Origin of the sequence: Sulfitobacter profundi (assembly GCF_042661425.1) — a bacterium.
Taxonomy (GTDB): Bacteria; Pseudomonadota; Alphaproteobacteria; order Rhodobacterales; family Rhodobacteraceae; genus Sulfitobacter; species Sulfitobacter profundi.
In genome coordinates this window covers 2,821,959-2,845,078 of sequence record NZ_JBHSWA010000001.1, presented here as the reverse complement: position 1 = coordinate 2,845,078, position 23,120 = coordinate 2,821,959, and the positions used below count along the sequence as shown (strand labels likewise).

At 61.5% G+C, this 23,120-nt stretch carries 18 protein-coding genes and 6 pseudogenes; 7 read left to right on the top strand and 17 right to left on the bottom strand.

The window, feature by feature from the left end; all coding sequences use genetic code 11:
- Positions 1 to 78 precede the first annotated feature (78 nt).
- Both ctrA and sciP read right to left on the bottom strand, forming a co-directional pair.
- Complete coding sequence (gene ctrA, locus ACFQAU_RS14805) at positions 79 to 786, bottom strand: response regulator transcription factor CtrA (RefSeq protein ID WP_067626480.1); 708 nt, start codon at positions 784 to 786, stop codon at positions 79 to 81.
- 93 nt (positions 787 to 879) lie between these two features.
- A pseudogene (gene sciP, locus ACFQAU_RS14800) lies at positions 880 to 1,157 on the bottom strand (CtrA inhibitor SciP).
- 120 nt (positions 1,158 to 1,277) lie between these two features.
- Here sciP and mnmA point away from each other — a divergent pair.
- Positions 1,278 to 2,420 (top strand): tRNA 2-thiouridine(34) synthase MnmA, encoded by a 1,143-nt coding sequence (gene mnmA / locus ACFQAU_RS14795; protein ID WP_132443290.1) that lies wholly within the window; start codon positions 1,278 to 1,280, stop codon positions 2,418 to 2,420.
- Positions 2,421 to 2,426: 6 nt separating this feature from the next.
- On the opposite strand, the gene lpxB is transcribed toward mnmA, so the two are convergent.
- The 13 genes and pseudogenes from lpxB to pyrH form a co-directional block, all read right to left on the bottom strand.
- Positions 2,427 to 3,578, bottom strand: coding sequence for a lipid-A-disaccharide synthase (lpxB, locus tag ACFQAU_RS14790; protein WP_132443289.1), 1,152 nt, complete (start codon positions 3,576 to 3,578; stop codon positions 2,427 to 2,429).
- A gap of 31 nt (positions 3,579 to 3,609) precedes the next feature.
- Positions 3,610 to 4,374, bottom strand: a pseudogene (locus tag ACFQAU_RS14785) (LpxI family protein); the annotation flags it as partial.
- The gene (gene lpxA, locus ACFQAU_RS14780) at positions 4,371 to 5,153 is read right to left on the bottom strand and encodes an acyl-ACP--UDP-N-acetylglucosamine O-acyltransferase (protein ID WP_067939984.1); all 783 of its coding nucleotides are present in this window, start codon (positions 5,151 to 5,153) and stop codon (positions 4,371 to 4,373) included. The pseudogene ACFQAU_RS14785 and the gene lpxA, both read right to left, overlap by 4 nt.
- Positions 5,150 to 5,620 carry a 3-hydroxyacyl-ACP dehydratase FabZ gene (gene fabZ, locus ACFQAU_RS14775; protein WP_132443287.1) on the bottom strand — a complete coding sequence of 157 codons (471 nt, stop codon included), beginning with the start codon at positions 5,618 to 5,620 and terminating at the stop codon, positions 5,150 to 5,152. Before fabZ ends, lpxA begins: the two co-directional genes overlap by 4 nt.
- A gap of 82 nt (positions 5,621 to 5,702) precedes the next feature.
- Positions 5,703 to 6,215, bottom strand: a complete 513-nt coding sequence (locus ACFQAU_RS14770; RefSeq protein WP_386283154.1) for an OmpH/Skp family outer membrane protein — start codon at positions 6,213 to 6,215, stop codon at positions 5,703 to 5,705.
- A gap of 75 nt (positions 6,216 to 6,290) precedes the next feature.
- Entirely contained in the window at positions 6,291 to 8,558 is a 2,268-nt protein-coding gene (bamA, locus tag ACFQAU_RS14765) for an outer membrane protein assembly factor BamA (RefSeq protein ID WP_386283151.1), read from the bottom strand.
- A gap of 271 nt (positions 8,559 to 8,829) precedes the next feature.
- Positions 8,830 to 8,958: a hypothetical protein gene (locus tag ACFQAU_RS14760; RefSeq protein ID WP_276321492.1), complete on the bottom strand. Its 129-nt coding sequence runs from the start codon at positions 8,956 to 8,958 to the stop codon at positions 8,830 to 8,832.
- Between the two features lie 139 nt (positions 8,959 to 9,097).
- On the bottom strand, positions 9,098 to 10,441 hold the full coding sequence (gene rseP / locus ACFQAU_RS14755) for an RIP metalloprotease RseP (RefSeq protein ID WP_386283956.1): 1,344 nt from the start codon (positions 10,439 to 10,441) through the stop codon (positions 9,098 to 9,100).
- Between the two features lie 13 nt (positions 10,442 to 10,454).
- A pseudogene (gene dxr, locus ACFQAU_RS14750) lies at positions 10,455 to 11,635 on the bottom strand (1-deoxy-D-xylulose-5-phosphate reductoisomerase).
- A gap of 6 nt (positions 11,636 to 11,641) precedes the next feature.
- The gene (locus ACFQAU_RS14745) at positions 11,642 to 12,433 is read right to left on the bottom strand and encodes a phosphatidate cytidylyltransferase (RefSeq protein ID WP_132443282.1); all 792 of its coding nucleotides are present in this window, start codon (positions 12,431 to 12,433) and stop codon (positions 11,642 to 11,644) included.
- 11 nt (positions 12,434 to 12,444) lie between these two features.
- Positions 12,445 to 13,182, bottom strand: a complete 738-nt coding sequence (uppS, locus tag ACFQAU_RS14740; protein WP_132443281.1) for a polyprenyl diphosphate synthase — start codon at positions 13,180 to 13,182, stop codon at positions 12,445 to 12,447.
- A gap of 47 nt (positions 13,183 to 13,229) precedes the next feature.
- Positions 13,230 to 13,796 carry a ribosome recycling factor gene (gene frr / locus ACFQAU_RS14735; RefSeq protein ID WP_007120421.1) on the bottom strand — a complete coding sequence of 189 codons (567 nt, stop codon included), beginning with the start codon at positions 13,794 to 13,796 and terminating at the stop codon, positions 13,230 to 13,232.
- Between the two features lie 171 nt (positions 13,797 to 13,967).
- Positions 13,968 to 14,693, bottom strand: coding sequence for a UMP kinase (gene pyrH / locus ACFQAU_RS14730; RefSeq protein WP_120351215.1), 726 nt, complete (start codon positions 14,691 to 14,693; stop codon positions 13,968 to 13,970).
- A gap of 130 nt (positions 14,694 to 14,823) precedes the next feature.
- Here pyrH and miaA point away from each other — a divergent pair, with 130 nt between their 5' ends.
- From miaA to ACFQAU_RS14700, 6 genes and pseudogenes are all read left to right on the top strand, one after another.
- The gene (miaA, locus tag ACFQAU_RS14725) at positions 14,824 to 15,714 is read left to right on the top strand and encodes a tRNA (adenosine(37)-N6)-dimethylallyltransferase MiaA (protein WP_132443280.1); all 891 of its coding nucleotides are present in this window, start codon (positions 14,824 to 14,826) and stop codon (positions 15,712 to 15,714) included.
- Between the two features lie 100 nt (positions 15,715 to 15,814).
- Entirely contained in the window at positions 15,815 to 16,315 is a 501-nt protein-coding gene (locus ACFQAU_RS14720; RefSeq protein ID WP_386283140.1) for an AraC family ligand binding domain-containing protein, read from the top strand.
- Positions 16,316 to 16,344: 29 nt separating this feature from the next.
- Positions 16,345 to 16,704: a helix-turn-helix domain-containing protein gene (locus ACFQAU_RS14715; RefSeq protein WP_386283137.1), complete on the top strand. Its 360-nt coding sequence runs from the start codon at positions 16,345 to 16,347 to the stop codon at positions 16,702 to 16,704.
- A 194-nt stretch (positions 16,705 to 16,898) separates the two neighbouring features.
- Positions 16,899 to 17,986: pseudogene (locus tag ACFQAU_RS14710) on the top strand (ABC transporter permease).
- 12 nt (positions 17,987 to 17,998) lie between these two features.
- On the top strand, positions 17,999 to 19,465 hold the full coding sequence (locus tag ACFQAU_RS14705; protein ID WP_165935517.1) for an ABC transporter permease: 1,467 nt from the start codon (positions 17,999 to 18,001) through the stop codon (positions 19,463 to 19,465).
- A 61-nt stretch (positions 19,466 to 19,526) separates the two neighbouring features.
- A pseudogene (locus tag ACFQAU_RS14700) lies at positions 19,527 to 21,615 on the top strand (dipeptide ABC transporter ATP-binding protein).
- Positions 21,616 to 21,696: 81 nt separating this feature from the next.
- Here ACFQAU_RS14700 and ACFQAU_RS14695 read toward each other — a convergent pair.
- Together ACFQAU_RS14695 and ACFQAU_RS14690 are read right to left on the bottom strand one after the other, a co-directional pair.
- On the bottom strand, positions 21,697 to 22,224 hold the full coding sequence (locus ACFQAU_RS14695) for a hypothetical protein (RefSeq protein WP_120351220.1): 528 nt from the start codon (positions 22,222 to 22,224) through the stop codon (positions 21,697 to 21,699).
- Positions 22,225 to 22,403: 179 nt separating this feature from the next.
- Positions 22,404 to 22,957 (bottom strand): annotated as a pseudogene (locus ACFQAU_RS14690) (lytic transglycosylase domain-containing protein).
- Between the last annotated feature and the right edge of the window lie 163 nt (positions 22,958 to 23,120).

Sequence of the window (23,120 nt, the reverse complement as noted above, 5' to 3'; positions counted from 1 at the left end):
CCCGACATTGTCACCTGTGGCTTAGATAGGTGGCGATCAGGGGCAGGTCTAGCGATTTCAGGCTCGGTTGATGGCAGTTCAGGCGCTGGCGGCCAGATCCATCTGCGCCGGTTCGGGGTCGCGCAGCACATAGCCCCGGCCCCAGACGGTTTCGATGTAGCTCTCTCCGCCTGTGGCTTGGCTGAGCTTTTTGCGCAGCTTGCAGATAAAGACATCGATGATCTTCAGTTCAGGCTCATCCATGCCGCCATAGAGGTGGTTGAGAAACATCTCTTTGGTCAGGGTCGTGCCCTTGCGCAGGCTCAGCAGTTCCAGCATCTGATATTCCTTGCCGGTCAAATGCACGGGGCTGTCGTTGACACTGACGGTCTTGGCATCAAGGTTTACGGCGACTTGCCCCGTCTCAATCACCGATTGGGAATGGCCTTTGGAACGACGGATGATGGCGTGGATCCGGGCCACCAATTCTTCGCGGTGAAATGGTTTGGTCAAATAATCGTCGGCACCAAATCCAAATCCCCTGAGTTTATTTTCCGTATCGTCGGACCCCGACAGGATCAGGATCGGCGTTTCAATCCGCGCCAGCCGCAATTGGCGCAGCACATCATGGCCGTTCATATCCGGCAGATCGAGGTCGAGCAGGATCAAATCATAGTCATAGAGCTTGGCCAGATCGATCCCCTCTTCGCCTAGGTCGGTGGCATAGACGTTAAGATTCGCATGGGTCAGCATGAGTTCAATACTGCGAGAGGTCGTCGGGTCATCTTCAACTAACAATACACGCATTCGGTTTCTCCGGCTCATCTAGGACGATTGGCTAATCTTGAGCAAAAAAGGTTAACTACCCGTTACCGATACTAGATAGGCTAGCTTAACAACTTAAAGTTGTCTATACTTTTTCAAGGCAGTGGCCTTCAGCGCGGCCTCTCCATGCTCTGTAACCGCATGCAACCATTCCATAAATTCGTCATCGCTAATGCCATAACGCTCCAGCGCTTCGGATTGGGTGATCAGCCCATAGACCACCCCCGCACCACCGCTGCCTTGCGCGAGGCGACCCACCTTCGCGTATCTGCGCCGGGCAAATCGGCGCGTGACATCACGCTCCCGTCAGCGAGGGTAACAGACCGTGGCCCATCGACTTTTTTCAGGTACATCGCATCATCCGCCATTGTTCTGGCGGCCAATAACCCCCATCTGCCTTAACGCGGCGTGAAGCCTGCCCTTGTGACTAGGTAGGATTTTCCTATATTCGCGCACAAACTCCGGAGAGACCCATGGCCCTTGATCAGACCCCGCCGCTCAATTCGCTTGGCTTTGCCAAGGCACCTGCCGACACGCGGGTCGTCGTGGCGATGTCGGGTGGTGTGGACAGTTCCGTTGTGGCGGCCATGCTCGCCGACGAAGGTTATGACGTCGTGGGCGTGACCCTGCAGCTTTACGATCACGGCGCCGCGCTGGCCAAAAAAGGTGCCTGCTGCGCGGGCGTCGACATTCAGGACGCCCGCCGCGTGGCCGAAGAGATGGGCTTCCCGCATTACGTGCTGGACTATGAGAACGTCTTTAAGGACGCCGTGATCGATGAATTCGCCGACAGCTACCTCGGCGGTGCCACGCCCGTGCCCTGCATCCGCTGCAACGAGCGGGTCAAGTTCAAGGACTTGCTGGAAACCGCCAAGGATCTTGAGGCCGACTGTATGGCCACCGGTCATTATATCCAGCGCAAGATGGGCGAGAGCGGGCCAGAGCTACACGCCGCCGCCGATGGCAACCGCGACCAGAGCTATTTCCTGTTCTCCACCACCGAAGAGCAGCTTTCCTATCTGCGCTTCCCATTGGGCCATCTGCCCAGCAAGGACGACACCCGTGCGCTGGCGGCGAAATACGGGCTGGTGGTGGCTGACAAACCCGACAGTCAGGATATCTGTTTCGTCCCCAATGGCGACTATGCCGCGGTGATCCGCAAACTACGCCCCGAGGCCGCCGATCCGGGCAATATCGTCGATACCGAAGGCAATGTGCTGGCGAAACATGAGGGTGTGATCCACTACACCATCGGTCAGCGCCGGGGCTTGGGCATCGGCGGCCTGGCCGACCCGCTTTATGTGGTGAGGTTGGATGCCGAGCGCAAAGAGGTCGTCGTTGGCCCTAAATCCATGCTCGCCACCCGCAAGATCCCGGTGCGAGAGATCAACTGGCTGGGCGATGAGCCCCTGACCTCCCGGTCAGAGTGGAACATCGCCGTGCGCGTGCGCTCCACCCGTCCGCCGCGCGATGCGATCCTGCGCCCGATCAGCGCGACCGAGGCCGAGGTTGAACTGCTGACCGCCGAGGAAGGTGTATCGCCGGGTCAGGCTTGTGTGTTCTATGGTCCTGAAAGCACGCGCATCTTTGGCGGCGGCTGGATCCACCGAGGCTAAGCCTCCCTACAGCCGCGCCAAAACCGCGCGCGCGGCCCGCAGGCCCGGTGCCTCGCCGCCCTGCCCCAAACGTTGCATCGTCAGCGCCATCGCGTCCTTCTGGGCGCCGGGCGCGCGCAGCACCTGCAAGACGCCTTCGGCGATGGGTCCGGGGCGGCAGTTGGCACCGATGAACTCCGGCACCACGCGGGTTTCCGAGACGAGGTTGACCAGCGTTACCGTATCAACCCGCAGCATCCGCCCGATGATCTGTCGGCTGATCCAGTTCATGTCATAGGCGATGACCATTGGCGTGTTCACCGCAGCCAGTTCCAGAGACACGGTGCCCGAGGCCGCCAGCGCCACATCCGCCGCGCGGAAGGCGGCGCGTTTGGTGGCGGTGAACTCTTCGGACGCCATATCACGCGGGTCCAGCACCAGCGGGTTGCCCGCCCAATTGCGCGTCACCTGTTTGACCAATGCCGCCACCGGACTGGCCGCTGGCACCACGACGCGCAAGGCCGGCTCCGCCTCGACCAGCCGCGCGACGACCTGCTGGAACACTGGCGCCAGCCGCGTGACCTCGCCCCGGCGCGAGCCGGGCAACGCCAGCAACAGCGGTGCATCGGCAAGACGGTGCTCGGCGCGGAAGGCCGCAGCGGCGGCGTCATCGGCCACAGGCTCGGCCACCACCGGGTGACCCACGAAATCACAGGCCATACCCGCCGCTTCCATATAGGGCGGCTCAAAGGGGAAAAGCGCCAGCACATGATCGACAGAGCGGGCCATCTTCTCAGCCCGACCGGGGCGCCATGCCCAGACCGTCGGGGCAACGTAATGCACTGTTCGGATGTCGGATTTCTCTTTCACCTTACGCGCCACACGCAGGGAAAAATCGGGGCTGTCGATGGTGATGAGCACATCTGGTTTGGTCTCAACCACCGCCTGCGCCGTCTCGTTGATCCGGGCCATCAGCGCGCGATATTTCGGCAGGATCTCGGCCAGCCCCATGACGCTGAGCTCGTTCATGTCGAACCGGCTTTCCAACCCCTGAGCCATCATCATCGGCCCGCCGATTCCGTCGAATGTCACCTCGGGACAAAGCTCTTTCAGCCCCGCCATCAGCGCGCCGCCCAACCGATCGCCCGAAGGCTCGCCTGCCAGAATGAACACCTTCACGCCGCGCCCCCTCTCGGACCCAGAGCACCAGCCCCAGTTCATCGGCCAGCGCCGCGCAGGCGTCGCGCTCCAGCAGCATCACACCGTCTGCTTTGACCACCACGCCCGCCAGCCCCGCCGCATGGGTGGCGCGCAGCGTGTCGGGGCCGATGGTGGGCAGGTCAATCTCGCGGATTTGGCCAGTTTTCGGACCTTTGCAGAGCACCGCTCGCGCCCCGCGCACCATCTCTGGCAAGGTCGTCAGCAAGTGATCCGTGCCGCCGATGGTCTCAACCCCGTAGACCTGCTCACGCCCAATCACGCAGGCCTGCCCGATGTCGAGCGTGGCCAAGCCATCGAGCACGGCAGCACCACGCGCGGCATCCCGGCGCATCTGCTCATCTGGCAACTCCCGCGACAGCACACCGCTGTCGGCCAACAAGTCGGGCACCAGTTCATCGGCCCCGACCACCCGAAGGCCATGGTCTTCGAAAATCGTCTTGATCACCTCAAGCGCGCCATTGTCGCCCGCGGCCAGCGCCTGTTTGAACTGCGGCACCAAAGGTGCTGTGCGGATATCGAGCTTTGCGGGGTCCAGCGTGGGCCGGTCGATAGCCCCGCACAGACACACATCTCGAATACCCACGCCCAAAAGATGCGCCAGAAGGCTGCCCAAGGTTTCCAAACGAAAGGTCAGATCGGGCTTCAACCCATCGGGCGCGCAGCCCTCATAGGCGCAGACCAACGGCGGCTCGGCCTGCGCTGCCGCCACCCGTGCGGGCAAGCCGCCGCGCCCGGCGATCAGCGCAAGGCTCATTTCGGCGTCAGGAAATGACGGCCCGTGTCGGCCATGACAAAATCGACGATCTGGCGAACGTAATCGCTTTGGGTTTCGTCGCCCAAACGCCGCGCTCGGTCCGAGAATGTACCCTCGCCCTGCGCGAGCATCTGAAACGCTGCCCGCAGCGCCGTGATGTCGCTCCGTGCCACGCCCGCGCGTTTCAGCCCGACAAGGTTCAGCCCGTCCAGATCACCCCGCGGCGCTTGGACAAGCCCATAGGGGATCACGTCATTGGTCACCATGGTCACCGCGCCAATGATCGCGCCTTGACCGATGCGGACCCACTGATGGATGCCCGAAAGCCCGCCAATGATCACGTCATCTTCAAGCACGCAATGCCCCGCCACGGCGGCGTTGTTCACCACGATCACGCGGTTGCCGACGATGGCGTCATGGGCAATGTGACAGCCCGCCATGAACAGCCCGTCGTCGCCCACGCGCGTCACCCCGCCACCGCCTTCGGTGCCGCAGTTCATCGTGACATGTTCGCGGATGCGGTTGCGTTCGCCAATGACCAGACGGCTGGCTTCGCCCTTGAACTTCAAATCCTGCGGAATCTCACCGATCACCGCGAAAGGAAAGATCACCGTGCCCGCGCCAACCTCGGTCTGGCCAGTGACGACGACATGGGATTTCAACTCCACATCCGCCTTTAGCACGACCTCAGGCCCGACGACGCAAAAGGGGCCGACGCGCGCCGAAGGGTCGATCTGCGCCCCCTCTTCGATCACGGCACTGGGGTGGATATTGCTCATGCCGCGTCCTGCGGCAGATCCACCATCGCCATGAATTCGGCCTCGGCGGCCATTTCGCCCTCGACCGTGGCAACACCGCCGAATTTCCAGATTTTCGCACCCGGCTTGCCGCGCAGGGTCGTGAGATCCATCCGCAGCACATCGCCGGGGCCAACCTTGCGGCGGAACTTACATTTGTCGATCGACATGAAATAGATCAGCATGTCGCGGTCCTGCATGCCAAGGGCGGTGCCCACCATCACGCCTGCTGTCTGCGCCATCGCTTCGACAATGGTGACGCCCGGCATGATCGGCGTGCCGGGGAAATGGCCCTGAAAATGCGGCTCGTTCATGGTGACGTTTTTGTAGCCGACAGCACTCTCGGTGCCCTTGATCTCTTCGACCTTGTCGACCAGCAAAAAGGGATAGCGGTGCGGCAGGATGCGCTGGATCAACTGGATATCGGCGCGCAGCAGCTCTTCGGTCATGGACTGTCCTTTGTCTCAGAAGGTTGCTGAATGGCTACCAATTCAGGCGGCTGGGGGCAAGCATCCCCGCGGAACGCGCGGATCAGTCGGCGTCGGTCAGCCCGGTTCCGATCGCCTCATCCAGCAGGGCAATCGCCTCATCCGTGACCTCAATCACCGAGGAAGAAACAAAGACCCGCCGCCGCTCAAGAATGACCGCCGCGTCGGAATTTCGCATCAACTGCTCAAGCACCGGGGCCGCGGCAGACAGGAACCGCTCGCGCTCAAGATCCAACGCCTCACTCAGCGCCCGGTTTTTCGCCGCCTGCTCTGTCCTTGTGCGCTGGACCTTCTCGTCAAAGGCATCGGCCAGAAGCCGGAACTGAGCGGGCTTCATCTGCGACCGTTTTTCGGTGAGTTCGCGTTCTTCCGCCTCTAGGGCCGCCTCAATCTCGCGGTTTTCGGTGGCCAGTTGCTCACTCTCGGCTTCGATCTCGCGGGTGACGCGCTGGCCAAAGGCACTGTCGCGGAACAGGCGCTCGGAATCGATGGTCAGCACGGGGCTGATCACACCGCCCCGCGCGGGGGCTGGCGTGTTTGTTTGCGGCTCTGCCACAGGGGCCTGCTGCGCGAGGCCGGGGTGGCCCCGGCCAGCATCATCACCAAGAGGATGAAAGCGCGGCGCATGGGCTTAGAACGTCGTCCGCAGCGTGACCTCAAAGCTTTGCTCTTTGTCAAAGCTCTCTTTCTTCAGCGCGTCGGAGACGTTGAACTGAAGCGGGCCAAGTGGCGTGTCCCAGAAGACCGAGAAGCCGATCACATGACGGAAAGAACCGCCTTCGCCGACGATGGTGCCGCCCGTGGTGTCAACATCGCTCAGATCCCACAGGTTGCCCACGTCATAGAAGACACCACCAGAGATGCCATATTCCTCGGGCAGCCCCAGCGGGAACTCCGCCTCGAAACGGGCCACGGCAAAGAGGTTGCCGCCAAGCGCGTCATCCACACCGTTGCTCTGATCGCGCGGACCGATGCCGCCCGGCTCAAAGCCGCGCATGATCGACGGGCCAAGGATGAAGCGGTCAACCGCACGGTTGGTGCCGCTGTTCCATGCCAGCGCACCGCCTTCAAGCGTGGCGCGAAGGGTCACTTCCTCGTTAAAGATGCGCTTTTCGCCCGCGATCTTGGCTGTCGTTTTGATAAACTCGTTATCCCCACCAAGCCCGGCAAAGTCCTGACCGAACTCGAACAGAATGCCCTGTGTCGGGTCCAGCCCGGTGCGGCGGGTGTCATAGGTGTAGGTGTAGCCGAGGGAGGAAGAGAACAACGCGCCTTCCGCGATTTCATTCGCGATGGTGGCGCTGTTATCCTCATCATCACGCTCCAGCATCTCGATCCCTTCGAGGGTATAGCGCGTCGACAGACGGCCATTCTCGCTGACCGGGAAAGTCAGGCTGGGCTGGAACACCAGACGTTCGGTGTCATAGCTGGTGTAAGACGAATTGGTTTCCGCATAATCAAGCTTGAGACCAAGCGCCACGTCACGCCCCAAAAAGCGCGGCTCGACAAAGGTCACGCCATAGCGCGTGGCATCTTCGGCGGTGGAGATCGACAGGTTCAGCCGCTGGCCGCGCCCGAGGAAGTTGTCCTCCTGAAAGCTGACCGCCACCCCGAAACCGTCGTTGTTCGAGAAGGAGCCGCCGAAGTTCAGCGAACCTGTGGGCTTCTCTTCCACATCGACGTCAATCACAACCTGCTCGGGGCTGGAGCCTTGGCGGGCGTTGACCTCTGCCGTCTCGAAATACTGCAGCGCGCGGATACGTTCTGCCGCTTGGCGAATTTCGCGCGGGTTGAACGGGTCACCCTCGACGCTGTCGAACTCGCGGCGGATTACGCGGTCAAGCGTCGTGGTGTTGCCTTCGATGTCGATCCGCTCAACAAAGATACGCTCGCCACGGGACAGCTTGTAGGTCACGTTGAGCGACAGATCACGGTCGTTGCGGTCAATCACCGGCTCGACCCGCAGGAAATCGACGCCATCGCGGATCGCTTGGCGCTCGATCCGGGCGATGTCATTCTCGATCAGAGTGGGCGAGTAGATCACGCCGGGGCGGATTTTGAGCAGGTCACGGTACACGGCGGCGTTCAGCCCCGGCACTTCGGACTCGACCGACACGTTGCCGAAACGGAACTGCTGCCCCTCGGTGATGTTATAGGCCACGAAGACGCCATCGCGTTCTTCGGTCAGCTCGGCGTTGACCGCCTCGGTACGCATGTCGACATAGCCGCGCGAGAGGTAGAAATCCCGCAGCATCTGCTTATCGGCCTCGACCCGGCCTTCGACATAGGTGTCACGTTTGACCAAACGGCGGAACAGACCCGCCTGTTTGGTGTCCAGCACGCGGCGCAGACGCCGGTCGGAATAGACCCGGTTGCCGACAAAGCTCAGACGCTCGATCTCGACGTTGTCGCCTTCGAAAATTTCGAACACCAGATCGACGCGGTTTTGATCGCGGCGGATGATGCGGGGCTGCACGCGGGCCGACAGACGGCCTTCGTTGCTATAGGCCTCGGCGATGGCGGCGGCGTCTTGCTCGGCTTGGCTGGGATTGAACACCCGACGCTCGGTCGAGCCGATAAGTTCGGCCAGCATCTCATCCTTGATGCGGCGGTTGCCCTCAAAGCTGACGCGGTTCAGCGTCGGCAGTTCGACCACCGTGATGACCAGCGTGTTGCCCTGCGGCTCAAGAGCGACGGATTCGAACAGGCCCGAGTTTTGCAGGTTCTGATAGGCGTCGTTCAACTGACCGCCCGACACCGCCTGCCCGCGCCCGATACCGGCCCGGCGCAGAATCGCGCTGTCGCCGATCCGCTCATTGCCGTCGATGACGACCGTGTTGAACTGATATTGCTGCGCCTGCGCTTGGCTGCCCGGCACGAGCCAGGCCACGGACAACATGACACAAAGCGATGCCCCCGAAGGGTCTTGCCAACATTGCTGCGCTGCGCCCACTCGACGGGCATTCTGCCCTCGTTCCTCAGTCCCATTACACCGACCCGTTTTTTTACGACATTGTTGTCAACCTGACTACGCAGGTTAACGGGGTTTGTCAAAAGCAACGGCCGAGAAAATATACCATATCATGCGGCAAGTTGGGCCAGAATGACATCATGAGCCAAGATCGTGCAGAAGCACCCGATAAGGCACTCTATCACGCACTCGCAAGCATTCAGAGAGAGGCGACAAAGGCCCCGGCAGAAAGCGCCGCTGCAATGGCCGCGGCAAAGAACGCACGGTCCCAGTTAAGGTCCAAAAGCAGGCTGAGGCCGCGGTATGATCCTTGTAAAACGTGCATCATGGGTTCCTTCTAGATGAAAGATGACCATAGCCAAGGATTGCGGCACGATTTTGTTCAATTATGACCATTTCAAGGCATTACGCCCTGCCCGTAAGGGCAAGGCGCAGGATGTCTTTCACTGTCAGGGGCGCCGCCCGGCCTATGGGCAGAACAAGTCGTTCCCAAGCGCAAAGAGCATCAAGGTCAGCACCAAGGCGATGCCCATGGTCATCAAAATCCGCAGCGCGCCATCGCTGGGCGGTTTGCCGGTCACGGCCTCATAGGCGTAAAACACCAGATGCCCGCCGTCCAAGGCCGGGATTGGGAAGAGGTTCAGCAGACCGACCGCCGTGCTCAGCACCGCGATGAAATAGATGAAGGACTGCGCCCCTTGGCTCGCCATCGCGCCCGAGGTCTGGGCGATGCCCACCGGGCCGCTCAGGTTGCAGGTGCTGATATTACCGACGATCATCTCGCGCAGGCCCGAGATGGACCCGGTGATGATGCGCCAAGTGTTGTCTAGGCCCGAGCTCAGCGCCTCCCCCACGCCGGGCGTATCGGTTGCGGGCACGAAGGCCATGCCGCCGACGATGCCGATGCGCAGATTTTGCTTGAAACTGCCATCGGGCTGCGGCTCATCCGTGGCTTTGGGAACGAGGGTGAAAGGCAGGGTCTCGCCATCGCGCCAGACGGTCAACTCCTGCGGCGCCCCTTCGGAAGCCTCAACCACCTCTTTCAACTCACCAAAGGCCACGATCTCTTGCCCGTTGACGGCGGTGATCACATCCCCGCTGCGCAAACCGGCCTCTTGCGCTGCCGATTGAGGCGCGACATTGCTGACCAGCGGCGGCATCAGATAGGGGCCGGGCACGGTCAGGTCGGCCCCATCGCGGGTGATGTCATAGCTCAAGACCGCTTCTTGGGGCAAATTCGTCAGGAAATCGCTATAGCCCCCACCGGCAGCAAGCGAGGGCACCGGCGCGCCTTCGACCGCGCGCAGAATGTCGCCCGGCTGCAACTCATAGGCAGCGTTGGGAAGCGCCCGCAGCTCTCCCACGGTGAGCGGATCGCGGGCGGTGCCAGCGGTCATCGCCACGGCGAAAAAGATGAGGATCGACAGGGCAAAGTTGAACACCGGCCCCGCCGCCACGGTCAGCGCGCGGGCATAAAGCGGCGCGCCGTGCATCGTGTGGCGCAGCGCTTCGGGGTCTTCGGCCAGCGCCTCCATCGCGGTTTCGTCCTTGCCGGAGGCCGCATTGGAATCGCCCGCGAATTTCACATAGCCGCCAAAGGGCAGCAGCGCGAACTGCCAGCGCGTGCCGCGCTTGTCGATGCGCGAAAACAGCACCGGGCCGAAGCCCAGACTGAAGACATCCGCCTTGATCCCGGTCCAACGGCCAACGATGTAATGGCCGTATTCGTGGATCGCCACGATCACCGACAGCGCCACGACAAAGGCCAATATCGTCCAAATCAGCCCGCCGAACTCCGGCAAATATCCCATGATGTCCAACGTGCTATCCTGCTCTTTTATGAATTGCGGCTGTCGCGGCCTTACGGGCGAGATGATCGACCTCGGCCACCAGATCAAGTGTCATTTCGTCGCTGCCCCGGCCCAGCGATGCGTCAGCGGCGCGCGCGTCCAATACCTCTTCGACGATTTCGGCCATTTGGGTAAAGCGCAACTGCCCGGCGATGAAGCCATCCAGCGCAACCTCTTTGGCCGCATTAAAGACTGCGCCCATGAGCCCCCCGCCGCCATAACCTCCCGCGCGAGGCGCAGCGCAGGCCAGCGGGCGTCGTCAGGGGCGGTAAAATCGAACCGTCCGATCTTGGTGAGATCCAGCCGCTCCACCGGCAAAGGTGCCCGCTGCGGGTGGTGCAGCGCATAGCCAATCGCGTGACGCATGTCAGGCGGTCCGACATGGGCCATCAGCCCACCATCGCAGAACCCCACCAACGCATGGATCATCGACTGCGGATGCACCAGCACTTCGATAGCCTCAGGCGAGACGCCGAAAAATTCCCGCGTTTCAATGACTTCCATCGCCTTATTGAACATCGAGGCCGAGTCGATGGTGATCCGCTGACCCATGTCCCAGTTCGGATGGTTTGAAGCTTGGTCGAGCGTCGCATTGGCGAGGTCTTTTAGCGGCCAATCGCGAAACGCGCCGCCGCTGGCAGTGATGATGACGCGCTCAACGGCAGTCATATCCTCGCCCACGAGCGCTTGGAAAACGGCGGAATGTTCGCTGTCGACCGGCAGGATCGTGGCGCCATTGCGCTCGGCTTCGCCCATGATCAGCGCCCCGGCGCAGACCAGCGATTCCTTATTGGCCAATGCCAGCGTGCCGCCTTGGCGCAGGGCGGCCAGCCCCGGTGCCAGCCCCGCAGCACCGATGATCGCCGACATCGTCCAATCTGCCGGACGCGATGCCGCCTCGGCGATCGCGTCAGACCCTGCCGCCGCCTCAATCCCGCTGCCGCTAAGCGCGTCGCGTAGATCCTCCAGCAGGTCTTCGCGCGCGGTGACCGCGACCTCGGCGTTCAGCGCTTTCGCATCCGCCGCCAGTTGCGCGATATTGCCCGCCCCGGTCAGCGCCACGACATCATAGCCGTCAGGCGCGCGGCGGATCAGGTCAATCGTGTTTTGACCGATGGACCCGGTCGCCCCCAGTATCGAAATCTTGCGCGGCATAGCGGATCAGTTCACGCCCGGCGGGAAGCCGATCAGCGGCCCGACGATCAGCAAGAACACCGCAGCGCCCAGCATCCCGTCAAAGCGGTCCAGCAGACCGCCATGGCCGGGGATCAGCGCCGAGCTGTCTTTGACGCCCATCTTACGTTTCATCCCCGATTCCGCCATATCGCCCATCTGCGAAGCCATCGACAGCGCGACCGAGATGCCGACGAGCTGCAGACCAAAGCCGGTGTTGAAGGAAAAGATCAGCCCGACAACCGCCGCCCCGACCCAGCCCGATGCGGTGCCGGACCATGTTTTCTTGGGGCTGACTTTGGGCCAGAACTTCGGCCCGCCAATGGCGCGACCGGCGAAATAGCCCACCACATCGGTGACCACGACCACCAACACCAGCCACATCAACCAGCCAAAACCCATATCATCGCGCAATTGGATCAGACCAAAGCCCGCCAGCAGGATCAGCGCGGTAAAACTCATGTAAAGCGTGCGGTTGGCGCTCAAAAGCGCGAACCCCAGAAGCGCTGGCGCCAGCAACAACGGCAGCCCAAGGCCCACCGGCAGATAGACCGAAGCCAACACCGCCACGCCCGTCACCAGCCCAAGCTGCCAAGATTCCGCCTTCCCAGGCCCGCGCAACATGCCGACCAATTCCCAGACCATCATGCCGCAAATCAATGCCACCAGCAGATGAAACACCACACCGCCCAGCCAGATGCCCAGCAGGCCAATCAGGATCATGGCGCTGGCCGACAGCATCCGCGCCCGCAGGTCGGACCATTGTTCAGGTGATTTCATCGCACGTCTCCTCAGGTCTTGACCGCACCGAACCGCCTGTCACGCCCGCCATAGGCGGCGCAGAGCCGGGCGAATTCCTCGCGGGTGAAATCCGGCCACAGCGTGTCGATGAACTCATATTCCGCATAGGCCGACTGCCACAGCAGAAAGTTCGAAATCCGCGCCTCGCCGCTGGTGCGGATCACCAGATCGGGGTCGGGCAGCACATGGGTATCGAGGTAGCGCGGCAGGGTCTCTTCGTCCACGCTATCGGGGTCAAGTTTGCCGCTGGCGACATCTTGGGCCAAACGATGCGTGGCGCGGGCGACCTCATCGCGGCCACCATAGTTCAGCGCAATCGTGAGGTTGATGCGGGTGTTTTGCACGGTATGGGCCTCAAGCTCGCCCATCAGTTTGATCAGCTTGTCATCCAGCCTGTCGCGATCCCCGATGAACCGAACCCGCGCGCCATATTCGCTAAGGCTGCGCATTTCCTTGGAGATATAGCGCCGAAACAGCGACATAAGCCCCGCCACCTCGACCTGCGTGCGCTTCCAATTCTCTGTCGAGAAGGCAAAAATCGTCAGGTATTCCACCCCCACATCGGGGCAGGCCTCAACAATTTCGCGCACCCGTTTGGCACCGGCGTGGTGACCAAACAGCCGGGGCCGCCCGCGTTGGGTGGCCCAGCGGCCATTGCCGTCCATGATGATCGCCACATGTCGCGGCCCACCGGGAGCAATCTTAGGTTGAATTTCGGCGGTGCTCATGTCTCGGCCTTTTCTTTCAAGTGCTGTGTCCCTGCCCTTGGGCCGGGTCAGACTTGCATGATTTCGGCCTGTTTCGTCTCAAGCTGGTCATCGATGAGGGTGATGAAGCGGTTGGTCAGGTCCTGCACTTCGCCTTCCCAAATCTTCTGGTCATCTTCGGACATCGCGCCGTCGTTTTTGGCTTTCTTGATCTGGTCCATCCCGTCGCGGCGGATGTTGCGGATCGAAACGCGGGCGTGCTCAGCATACTGGCCAGCAACCTTGGTCAGCTGGGTGCGGCGCTCTTCGTTCAGCTCGGGGATCGGCAGCATGATGATGGTGCCGTTCAGCTGCGGGTTGATGCCCAGACCGCTTTCGCGAATGGCCTTTTCAACCTTGCCGACCAGACCTTTATCCCACACGTTGATCGTCACCATGCGCGGCTCTGGCACGTTGACGGTGCCGACTTGGTTCACAGGGGTCATTTGGCCATAAGCCTCAACCATCACCGGCTCCAGCATAGAGGCCGAGCCACGCCCTGTGCGCAGCGATGCGAACTCGGTCCGAAGCGACGCAATTGCGCCGTTCATCCGCCGTTCAAGATCATCGGTATCGAGCATAAATTCGTCTGACATGGCGAGGCCTGCTTGTTGTTTCCTTGCGTTACGGCTTTCTAACGGTGGCGCGGCGCTTTCACAACTGCCCATTACTTCGCCACCATACGCCAACCGCGACCCCAAGAGAGCCGCGGCGGCCTTAAGCGGATCGTCCAGCCGTAGGACGATCACCTGCGGTGCATTTCGCGTTTAGCCGACGCGGGTATAGGTGCCCTGCCCGGCCAGAATGCCCTTGAACCCGCCCGGCTCATCCAGCGAGAAGACGATAATCGGCAGGTTGTTGTCGCGTGCCAATGCGATGGCAGAGGCATCCATAACGCCAAGCCGCTTTTGCAGCACGTCGTCATAGCTTACCGTGTCATAGCGTTTTGCATCATCGAATTTCGCCGGGTCTTTGTCGTAAACCCCATCGACCTTGGTGCCCTTAAAGATGGCCTCGCAAGACATCTCATTAGCGCGCAGGGTCGCAGCGGTGTCTGTGGTGAAATAGGGGTTGCCGGTGCCTGCGGCAAAGATGCAAACGCGCTTCTTCTCAAGGTGGCGCACGGCGCGGCGACGGATATAGGGCTCGGCCACTTCGTTCATCGTGATGGCGCTGATCACCCGCGTGTGAATGCCCAGACCTTCGAGCGCCGATTGCATCGCCAGCGCGTTCATGACCGTGGCAAGCATGCCCATATAATCCGCCGTGGTCCGCTCCATCCCCTGCGCAGAGCCTTGCAGCCCGCGAAAGATATTGCCGCCGCCGATGACCATGCAGATCTCGACGCCAAGCGAATGCACCGTTTGCACTTCGCGGGCGATGCGTTCGACGGTTGGTGGATGCAGGCCATAGCCGAGGTCACCCATCAGCGCCTCCCCGGAAATCTTCAGCATCACGCGGTTAAAGGAGACTTGGGGGGTGTCTTGGGACATCGGGCACACCTTATTATTTCACCAACCGGGGGAGATTTGAGCCATACGGCGGTGAAGGGTTTTCATTTCGCGCCAAAATGTCGCAAATACGTCCAAGGTTCAATGCGGGACGTAAGGAAGACGCAAAGAAATGCCGGATATTCCCAAGGCCCAGTTTGATGCTCTGTTGCAAGACCTGCCGCCCGAGCGGCCTGTGCTGATCGCCGGGCCAACCGCCAGCGGCAAATCTGCCCTGGCACTCGCCATCGCAGAGGCGCAGGGCGGCGTGATCGTGAACGCCGATGCCAGTCAGGTCTATGCGCCCCTGCGCATCATCAGCGCCCGGCCCTCAGCCGAAGAAGAGGCCCGCGCGCCGCATCTGCTCTATGGTCATCTGGCCGAAGATGCGTCCTATTCCACCGGCCATTGGCTGCGCGAGGTGGCCCCGCTGCTGGGCGGCGATCAGCGGGTGATCATCACCGGCGGCACCGGGCTTTATTTCGCGGCTCTGACGCAGGGGTTGGCCAAAATTCCGGAAACCCCGCCAGAGGTCCGCGCCCAAGGCGATGACATGGCGCTCGAAGACCTGCTGGCGCAGCTTGATGCTGAGACCGCGGCGGGCATTGACCAACGCAACCGCGCGCGGGTGCAGCGCGCTTGGGAAGTGTGGCAGGCCACCGGGCGCGGCCTGTCGGACTGGCAACGCGATACCGGCGCGCCGCTTTTGCCGCTCGCGGACTGCCTGCCGATCGTTTTCGATGTTGAGCGGGATTGGCTGAACGCCCGCATCGCCCAACGCTTTGACCTGATGTTAGAGCAAGGCGCCTTGGAAGAGGTCGCCGCCCTCCGTCCGCGATATGACCCCACGCTGCCCGCCCATCGCGCCATCGGCGTGCCGGAACTGATCCGCCACATTGACGGCGATTGGCCCCTGCACCGCGCCCGCGAAGCCGCCGTGGTTGCCACCCGCCGCTTCGCCAAACGGCAGCGCACTTGGATGCGTAGCAAAATGGCAGATTGGCATCGGGTGACGCCGCAATAACCGCAGGGCGCACACAGTTTCTTGCGTTATTCCAACCATCCGATAGCCTGACGTTGTAGATTGTCCCGACAGGGTTGCCATTTCTCGACGAAAGCGCCGCGTGCCCCAAACGCAGATACAAACCCACACCTTGGCCCAGCTTTCGGCGGGGCAAGATTGGCGGCTGACCCTCGCCCATGAGCGCGACCACCATCTGCTGATCTGGATCACCCGGGGCCAGGGTCGGTTGCTGCTGGATGGGCAACGCCGGGGCATTAGCCCCCATAACGCGCTCTGGATACCGGCGCGGTCGCTCTTTGCTCTGGAGCTGGGCTATCAATGTCTGGGCCATGCGGTGCTGATCCCGGAAGACCGCGATGTGCGTTTGCCCGAAATGCCGCGCCAGTTGCGCATCCGCGACGGTGTAGCCCAATCCGAAATTGCGGCCCTGATCGAACAGACCCAGCGGGAGGTTCAGCAAGGCCGCCCCCTGCAACAAGACGCGCTTAAGGCTCAGGTTGCGCTGATATCGGTATGGCTCCGCCGTCAGATCATGTCAGACGAACATGCCGCCCCCGGCCCAAGGCCGGCGACAGGCTCAGCGCGCGGTTCTGCGCCCTGATCGCCCAGCGCGCGCCCAAGGGTGGCAGCATGGCCGATCACGCAGCGGAACTGGGCGTCACGCCGACCCATCTGACCCGCGCCGTCAAGGCGGCCACCGGCAAATCCGCCGCCGATCTCTTGACCGAACGCAGTTGCCACGCCGCCCGGCGTCTGTTGGCCGAAACCGATCAAACCGCCGCCGAAATCGCAGCCTCTCTGGGCTTTGGCTCCGCTGCCTATTTCACCCGTTTCATGCAGCAGCACAGCGGCCTCCCCCAGCAAGCTGCGCTGATCCGCGCCCGAAATGTCGCTTTCAGACCCTCAAAATGTCGCAAAAACTCCCTCAAACGGCTCAGCCGAATGTTGACGCGCGACCAATTTCTGTGCCTGATGGCTGAACTGCTCTGAAAACAGTCAGATCAACGACCAAGCGCGTGACGCTGGGAAAGACCGCCAATGGGTCTTAGGCATCACAGTGCGCACAGGCAGCAACGTCTGCCGCGAACAGAACCGGCGCTGTGATGGCGCCGCACAAATCAAAAAGGCCACAAAGGCCGCATCGTCGGGCCAAGTCACCGCCCGACCCTGCCACAGGGGACCACATGGGACTATTCATTTTGCGCCGGCTGGGTGTGATGTTGCTGACGGCGCTCTGCCTGACGTTCATCGTATTCTGGCTGACCAATCTCTATCCGAACCTCGAAAAGCTCGCCAAGACCCAAGGCAACTTCCGCATGTCCGACGAGGCCGTGGCCAGCTACCTTGAAAGCCGCGGCTATCTGCAACCCACCGTCGACAAGTTCGGCGAATGGCTGGGCGTGTTGCCCGGATGGGTCACAGAAGGCGACACGCCCGAAGAGACCTTTGGCCGCTGTTTCGCCCCCGGCACCCCGGTAGAGGCGCGTCCAACTCGCTGCGGCATCCTGCAAGGCGATTGGGGGTTTTCGACCGTCTTCAAAGAACCCGTGGGCGAAACCGTCCTGACGCGCCTCGCACTCACCGGCAAGTTGATGTTCTGGGTGCTGATGCTGATGGTCCCCTCGGCGCTGATCGTCGGTGTGCTGGCGGGCATGCGCGAAGGCTCCAAGCTTGACCGCTCGCTCTCGACCTTCTCCATCGCCACCACGGCGACGCCTGAATATGTCTCGGGCGTGATCTTCATCGCGGTGCTGGCCTCCTCGCGCTTTGGCCTCTCGCCGCTTCTGGCGGAATGGGGCTGGATCGACAGTAAAACCCTATTTCTTGGCTCCGCCACGTCTGCCATGAAAGACGCCAACTTCTGGAACTTCTTCCTGCCGGTGCTGACCATCTCGCTCTACGGCATGGGCTATATCGCCCGGATGACGCGGGCGTCGATGACCGAGGTGATGACCGCGCAGTATATCCGCACAGCGCGGCTCAAGGGGTGAAATTCTCTGAGATCGTGCTGAAACACGCCCTGCGCAACGCGCTGATCGCGCCCTTCACGGTGATCATGCTGCAAATCCCATGGCTGCTGAACGGTGTGGTGATTGTGGAGACGCTGTTCAACTACAAGGGCTTCGGCTGGCTCCTCGTCCAAGCGGCTGCGAACAACGACATCGAACTGCTGCTCGCCGTTTCGGTCGTGTCGGTCATCGTCGTGCTTGTGACGCAGTTGATCTCTGATATCGGCTACGTCTTCCTCAACCCGCGCATTCGCATTTCATAAGGGAGCATGGACATGGAACAACTGACATGGACCGGGTCTCTTGCGGGGCTCAACATCATCTTCCTCGGCCTTTGCGTGATGCTGGCCTTGGCTGTCGCGGCGCAGATTGTCGTTTCCTTCCTGCCTGCCAGTGAGGCACAAGAGATCAACCCCGACGGCACCGTTGCCCGACGCGGCGGTGTGGCGGGCGGACTGAACCGTGCGGTGATCCTGCTGTTTGCGCTGCTGATCCTTGTGGTGCTGATCTATATCGTCGCCGGTGCCTTCATGGGGCCGCAGGCAGGCATCTTCGGCGGCATGTCGCAGCAGATGCTGCCGGTCTGGATCGCGCTGATCCTGACCTTCGCCGTCTCCATCCACTTCAAACGCCGCCTTGGCCTCTACGGCAAGCTATTCGACAGCACCGTGGGGATGATCGGCTTTGCCATCGTCATGTTCTGGGTATTCACCGGAGTCTTTGGCGGGTTGTTCGACCTGTTGGTGACGCACGACAGCCTTAGCCAAACTTCGGGCATGAAGAACAAGCTGCCCGGCACCCCGCTGCGCAGCCCCGATGAGGGCGAATACCCGTGGTTCCTGTTGGGCGGTGACAACCTTGCCCGCGATGTCTTCTCTCGGCTGATCAAGGGCTCTTGGGTCGTGGTGCAGATCGCGCCGCTGGCGACGCTCTTTGCCTTTATGGTCGGGATCACGCTGGGCCTGCCTGCGGGCTACTACGGCGGTCGGCTGGATACGATCCTCAGCTTTTTGGCAAACCTGATCCTCGCCTTCCCGGTGATCTTGCTGTTCTACCTGTTGGTCACGCCCGAGATCGTGCTGACCGGCATCCCGAACTACATGGCCGTGTTCCTGTTTATCTTCCCGCTGATCTTCCTCGCGGTCCTGCTGAACTCACGCTATTACACGCAGCCGTCCTTCCGCACGCCGCTGTTGATCGTGGTGCTCGGTATTGTCGGCTGGCTGTACCTGTCGCTGGTCTCTACCGACGGTGCGATCGTGGCGACGGACACCTACCGCATCCCTGGCCTGCCGAGCATGATCGACCTCTTTGATATCGACGCCGGTGTGCTGGTGGTCTTTGTCTCGGTCGTCTTCGTGAACTCGCCCACGGTGTTCCGCATCGTGCGCGGCCTCGCGCTGGACATCAAAACGCGCGACTATGTCGCCGCCGCCCAGACCCGTGGCGAAGGCCCGTGGTACATCATGCTGTGGGAAATTCTGCCCAACGCCCGTGGCCCGCTGATCGTCGATTTCTGCCTGCGCATCGGCTATACCACGATCCTTCTCGGCACTTTGGGGTTCTTCGGCCTTGGGCTGGAAAGCGAGAGCCCGGATTGGGGCAGCACGATCAACGCAGGCCGCCGCCTGCTGTCGCTCTATCCGCACGCGGCCATCGCGCCCGCGCTTGCACTTCTGAGCCTCGTTCTGGGCCTGAACCTGCTGGCCGACGGCCTGCGCGAAGAATCCTTGCGCGACTAAGAAACATCCTCCGGGGGCGCCCCCTCCCGGACCCTTTTGATCCCCCGACTGGGAGAGACAAATGCCAAAGACTGATTACGACGGCCCCATTCTTGAGATCAACAACCTGTCGATCTCGTTCTTCACCCGCCTGCGCGAGATCCCCGCCGTGATGGATTTCTCTGTCAGCGTCCAACCGGGCGAAGCTGTGGGGCTGGTGGGCGAAAGCGGCTGCGGCAAGTCGACCGTGGCGCTGGGCGTGATGCAGGATCTGGGCCGCAATGGCCGGATCGTCGGCGGCTCCATCAAGTTCAAGGGCCGCGACCTCAGCGAGATGAGCCCCGAAGAGCTACGCGACATTCGCGGCAGCGAGATCGCGATGATCTATCAAGAGCCGATGGCCAGCCTCAACCCCGCCATGCGGATCGGCAAACAGCTGATGGAAGTGCCGATGATCCACGCGGGCATGTCCGAGAAAGAAGCCTATGCGCGGGCGCTTCAGGTGGTCACGGATGTGAAACTTCCCGATCCAGAACGCATTTTGAAAGCCTACCCGCACCAACTCTCGGGCGGGCAGCAGCAGCGCATCGTGATTGCCATGGCGCTGATGTCAGAACCCTCGCTTCTGATCCTTGATGAGCCGACGACCGCGCTTGATGTGACCGTCGAAGCGGCGGTGGTGGATCTGGTGAAAGACTTGGGCAAGAAATACGGCACCTCGATGCTGTTCATCTCTCACAACCTCGGGCTGGTGCTGGAAACCTGCGACCGCATCTGCGTGATGTATTCCGGCGAAGCGGTCGAGAAAGGCTCCATCCACGATGTCTTCGACGAGATGCAGCACCCCTATACGCAGGCGCTGTTCCGTTCGATCCCACTGCCCGGCGCCGACAAGAACGCGCGGCCTCTTGTGGCTATCCCCGGCAACTTCCCCTGCCCCATGAACGCCCGCCCGGCTGTAACTTCGGCCCCCGCTGCGATTATTTCATGGCGGGCCGCTGCGATGCCGCGCCGATCCCGATGGAAAGCGTACCCGGCAACGACCGGCACGAAACCCGCTGTATTCGCTTTCAAGAAATCGACTGGCAAGCGCCACTGGAACTGGCCGAGGTCAAGGAAAAGGGCGAGGTTGGCGAGGTCGTCCTCAAGATGGACAGGCTCAAGAAATACTATCAGGTCGCGGCAAATGCCATGTTCGGCGGCGGCAATACCAAGGTGGTCAAAGCCAACGAATCCTTGAGTTTCGAGGCCCATGAGAGCGAAACCCTCGCCATTGTCGGGGAATCGGGCTGCGGCAAATCCACCTTCGCCAAGGTCCTCATGGGGCTAGAGACGGCGACCGAGGGGCACATCTACCTTGATGGCAAGGATATTGGCGGGGTGCCCATCGACGACCGCACGACCAAGAACGTCGCCGATGTTCAGATGGTCTTTCAAAACCCCTTCGACACGCTGAACCCTTCCATGACCGTCGGGCGGCAGATCATCCGCGCGTTGGAAATTTTCCGCATCGGCAAGAATGAGAAAGAGCGCAAGCAGCGCATGCTGGAACTGCTCGATCTGGTCAAACTGCCGCGTGAATTCGCAACCCGCATGCCGCGGCAACTGTCCGGTGGGCAAAAGCAGCGGGTCGGCATTGCCCGCGCCTTTGCGGGTGACGCGCGGATCGTGGTGGCGGATGAGCCCGTCTCGGCGCTGGATGTAAGCGTACAAGCGGCGGTGACCGACCTGCTGATGGAGATCCAGCGCGAGCAGAAGACGACGCTCTTGTTCATCAGTCACGACCTTTCCATCGTGCGCTATCTCAGCGACCGGGTGATGGTGATGTATCTGGGCCATGTGGTCGAATTGGGCGACACCGATCAGGTCTTCTCGCCCCCTATCACCCCTATACCGAGGCGCTGCTGAGTGCCGTGCCGATTGCCGACACCAAGGTAAAGAAGAAACACATCGTCCTCGAAGGCGACGTGCCCTCGGCCATGAACCCGCCGCCGGGCTGCCCTTTCCAGACGCGCTGTCGCTGGAAATCACAGGTGCCGGGGGACCTCTGCGAACGGGAGGTCCCGCCGATGGTCACCATGGCGGACGGGCATCAGATTAAATGCCACCTCTCAGCCCAGCAATTCGCCGAGATGGAGCCGGTGATCGAAGTGGGCACGGCAGCAGAATGAAAAAGGCGCGGCTCCGAAGAGCCGCGCCTGCTCCCTCAGGCGGTTTAAGGGGGAACGGCCTGAGGTAATCGTGATCCGGATTTAGGGGTCGACGGACGAACCGGCTGTGTTCACATTGGCCAGACCTTCGGCCACAACATCGGCAAAGGTCGACACGAGCGCAACGTAGAATTCAGTCTCAGACGGCGGCACGTTGACATAGCCTTCGGGTGCGATGTCTTCGCCGCTATAGGCCGAGATCTTCACCGGGAAGCTCAGACCAGCGTTGTCACCGGTGGGGCTTGTGATATCAACAACGCCTTCCAACTCGTTGAATTCTTTACTGTCGGGCAACATGGTTGCGCCGTTGAGAGAGATCTTGCGGATATCGATCTTGATCTGCGGATCGGCACCATCGCTGCTCATCGGCACACGCTCTGCCACTTCGGCGCGCAGGTCTTCTTCCAGATCAGGATAGAAGTCCATGGCGTTGCTCTCTGCAGCCGCGCTGACAGAGGATTCAACGTCGATTTTCGAGACCATGATCTTATCTTGGGCAAAAGCAGAGCTGCTCAGCGCAATAACGCTTACACCGGCGGCAAGGGCGATATTTTTCATATTCGTCAGCATGTCGTTCTCCTTTGATCTTTTATCTCTGAGGCGAGAATTTCCCGCTGCAAAGTTTCTGATCAAAGAACCCCACGATCGCCCCAGCGGTTCCCTAGGGCGCCGGGCCAAAGGGGCATAGGCACGTGAAAATAGGCGGACAAACGCCCACCGCGCCATACAGACCCATAGATATCAATGGCTTAGCTGCCAGTGATCACTTTAACGTAATTCCGCGTTTCTTTATAGGGGGGACGCCCCCGTATTTCTTAACCGCCCCCGGCCCCGCGTTATAAGCCGCCAGCGCCAGCTCCCAACTGCCGAAAGCGCGGTACTGTATTTTGAGGTAGCGCGCGCCGCCTTCAAGGTTCTGCACCGGATCGGTCGGGTCGACGCGCAGCGCCTGCGCGGTCTGGGGCATCAGTTGAGCCAATCCCATCGCCCCCTTGTGCGACAGCGCCTTGGGGTTCCAGCCGCTTTCCTGCTGAACCAACCGCAGAAACAGATCAACCGGGATACCATGCCGGGTCGCCGCCGCGCGGGCATGGGTCAGAAAGGCCCCTTTGTAGGAACCGTTGTATTTCGGCGCATCCCATTTCGTCGGGGTGACAACCTTGGGCGGTTGCAGCCGAACGGAGGCGGAATATTGCTTGGATGCGCGGTTATCGAGGATGCTTTTCTGTGAAGAAAACAAACCCGCGCGGTTTTTGCTGGCAAACATATCGGCAGCCGCCGGCGCTGCCCCCATCGCGATCATCCCGGCTGCCGCCAAACCTACCGCGGCCAGACCGGCCAAACGTCCCGTCTTTCGCATCTCTGCCCCCTGCCGTTGCATTGCGCGCAGTATACCCAAAACCGCGCGGCCTACCAGCCCCCGGAAACCGGCCCGCCACGCGGCGTGCCTTGATGGGCGGCGAGGT

Excerpts from the sequence above, each read along its gene's own strand:
- frr (WP_007120421.1), bottom strand. The coding sequence starts at position 13,796 with ATGTCAGACGAATTTATGCTCGATACCGATGATCTTGAACGGCGGATG.
- uppS (WP_132443281.1), bottom strand. The coding sequence starts at position 13,182 with ATGAGCACCGCCGAAATTCAACCTAAGATTGCTCCCGGTGGGCCGCGA.
- ACFQAU_RS14705 (WP_165935517.1), top strand. The coding sequence starts at position 17,999 with ATGGAACAACTGACATGGACCGGGTCTCTTGCGGGGCTCAACATCATC.
- ACFQAU_RS14715 (WP_386283137.1), top strand. The coding sequence starts at position 16,345 with ATGGCCGATCACGCAGCGGAACTGGGCGTCACGCCGACCCATCTGACC.
- ctrA (WP_067626480.1), bottom strand. The coding sequence starts at position 786 with ATGCGTGTATTGTTAGTTGAAGATGACCCGACGACCTCTCGCAGTATT.
- ACFQAU_RS14760 (WP_276321492.1), bottom strand. The coding sequence starts at position 8,958 with ATGATGCACGTTTTACAAGGATCATACCGCGGCCTCAGCCTGCTTTTG.
- pyrH (WP_120351215.1), bottom strand. The coding sequence starts at position 14,693 with ATGTCCCAAGACACCCCCCAAGTCTCCTTTAACCGCGTGATGCTGAAG.
- bamA (WP_386283151.1), bottom strand. The coding sequence starts at position 8,558 with ATGTTGTCCGTGGCCTGGCTCGTGCCGGGCAGCCAAGCGCAGGCGCAG.
- ACFQAU_RS14745 (WP_132443282.1), bottom strand. The coding sequence starts at position 12,433 with ATGAAATCACCTGAACAATGGTCCGACCTGCGGGCGCGGATGCTGTCG.
- lpxA (WP_067939984.1), bottom strand. The coding sequence starts at position 5,153 with ATGAGCAATATCCACCCCAGTGCCGTGATCGAAGAGGGGGCGCAGATC.
- ACFQAU_RS14695 (WP_120351220.1), bottom strand. The coding sequence starts at position 22,224 with ATGCTGACGAATATGAAAAATATCGCCCTTGCCGCCGGTGTAAGCGTT.
- miaA (WP_132443280.1), top strand. The coding sequence starts at position 14,824 with ATGCCGGATATTCCCAAGGCCCAGTTTGATGCTCTGTTGCAAGACCTG.
- rseP (WP_386283956.1), bottom strand. The coding sequence starts at position 10,441 with ATGGGATATTTGCCGGAGTTCGGCGGGCTGATTTGGACGATATTGGCC.
- mnmA (WP_132443290.1), top strand. The coding sequence starts at position 1,278 with ATGGCCCTTGATCAGACCCCGCCGCTCAATTCGCTTGGCTTTGCCAAG.
- fabZ (WP_132443287.1), bottom strand. The coding sequence starts at position 5,620 with ATGACCGAAGAGCTGCTGCGCGCCGATATCCAGTTGATCCAGCGCATC.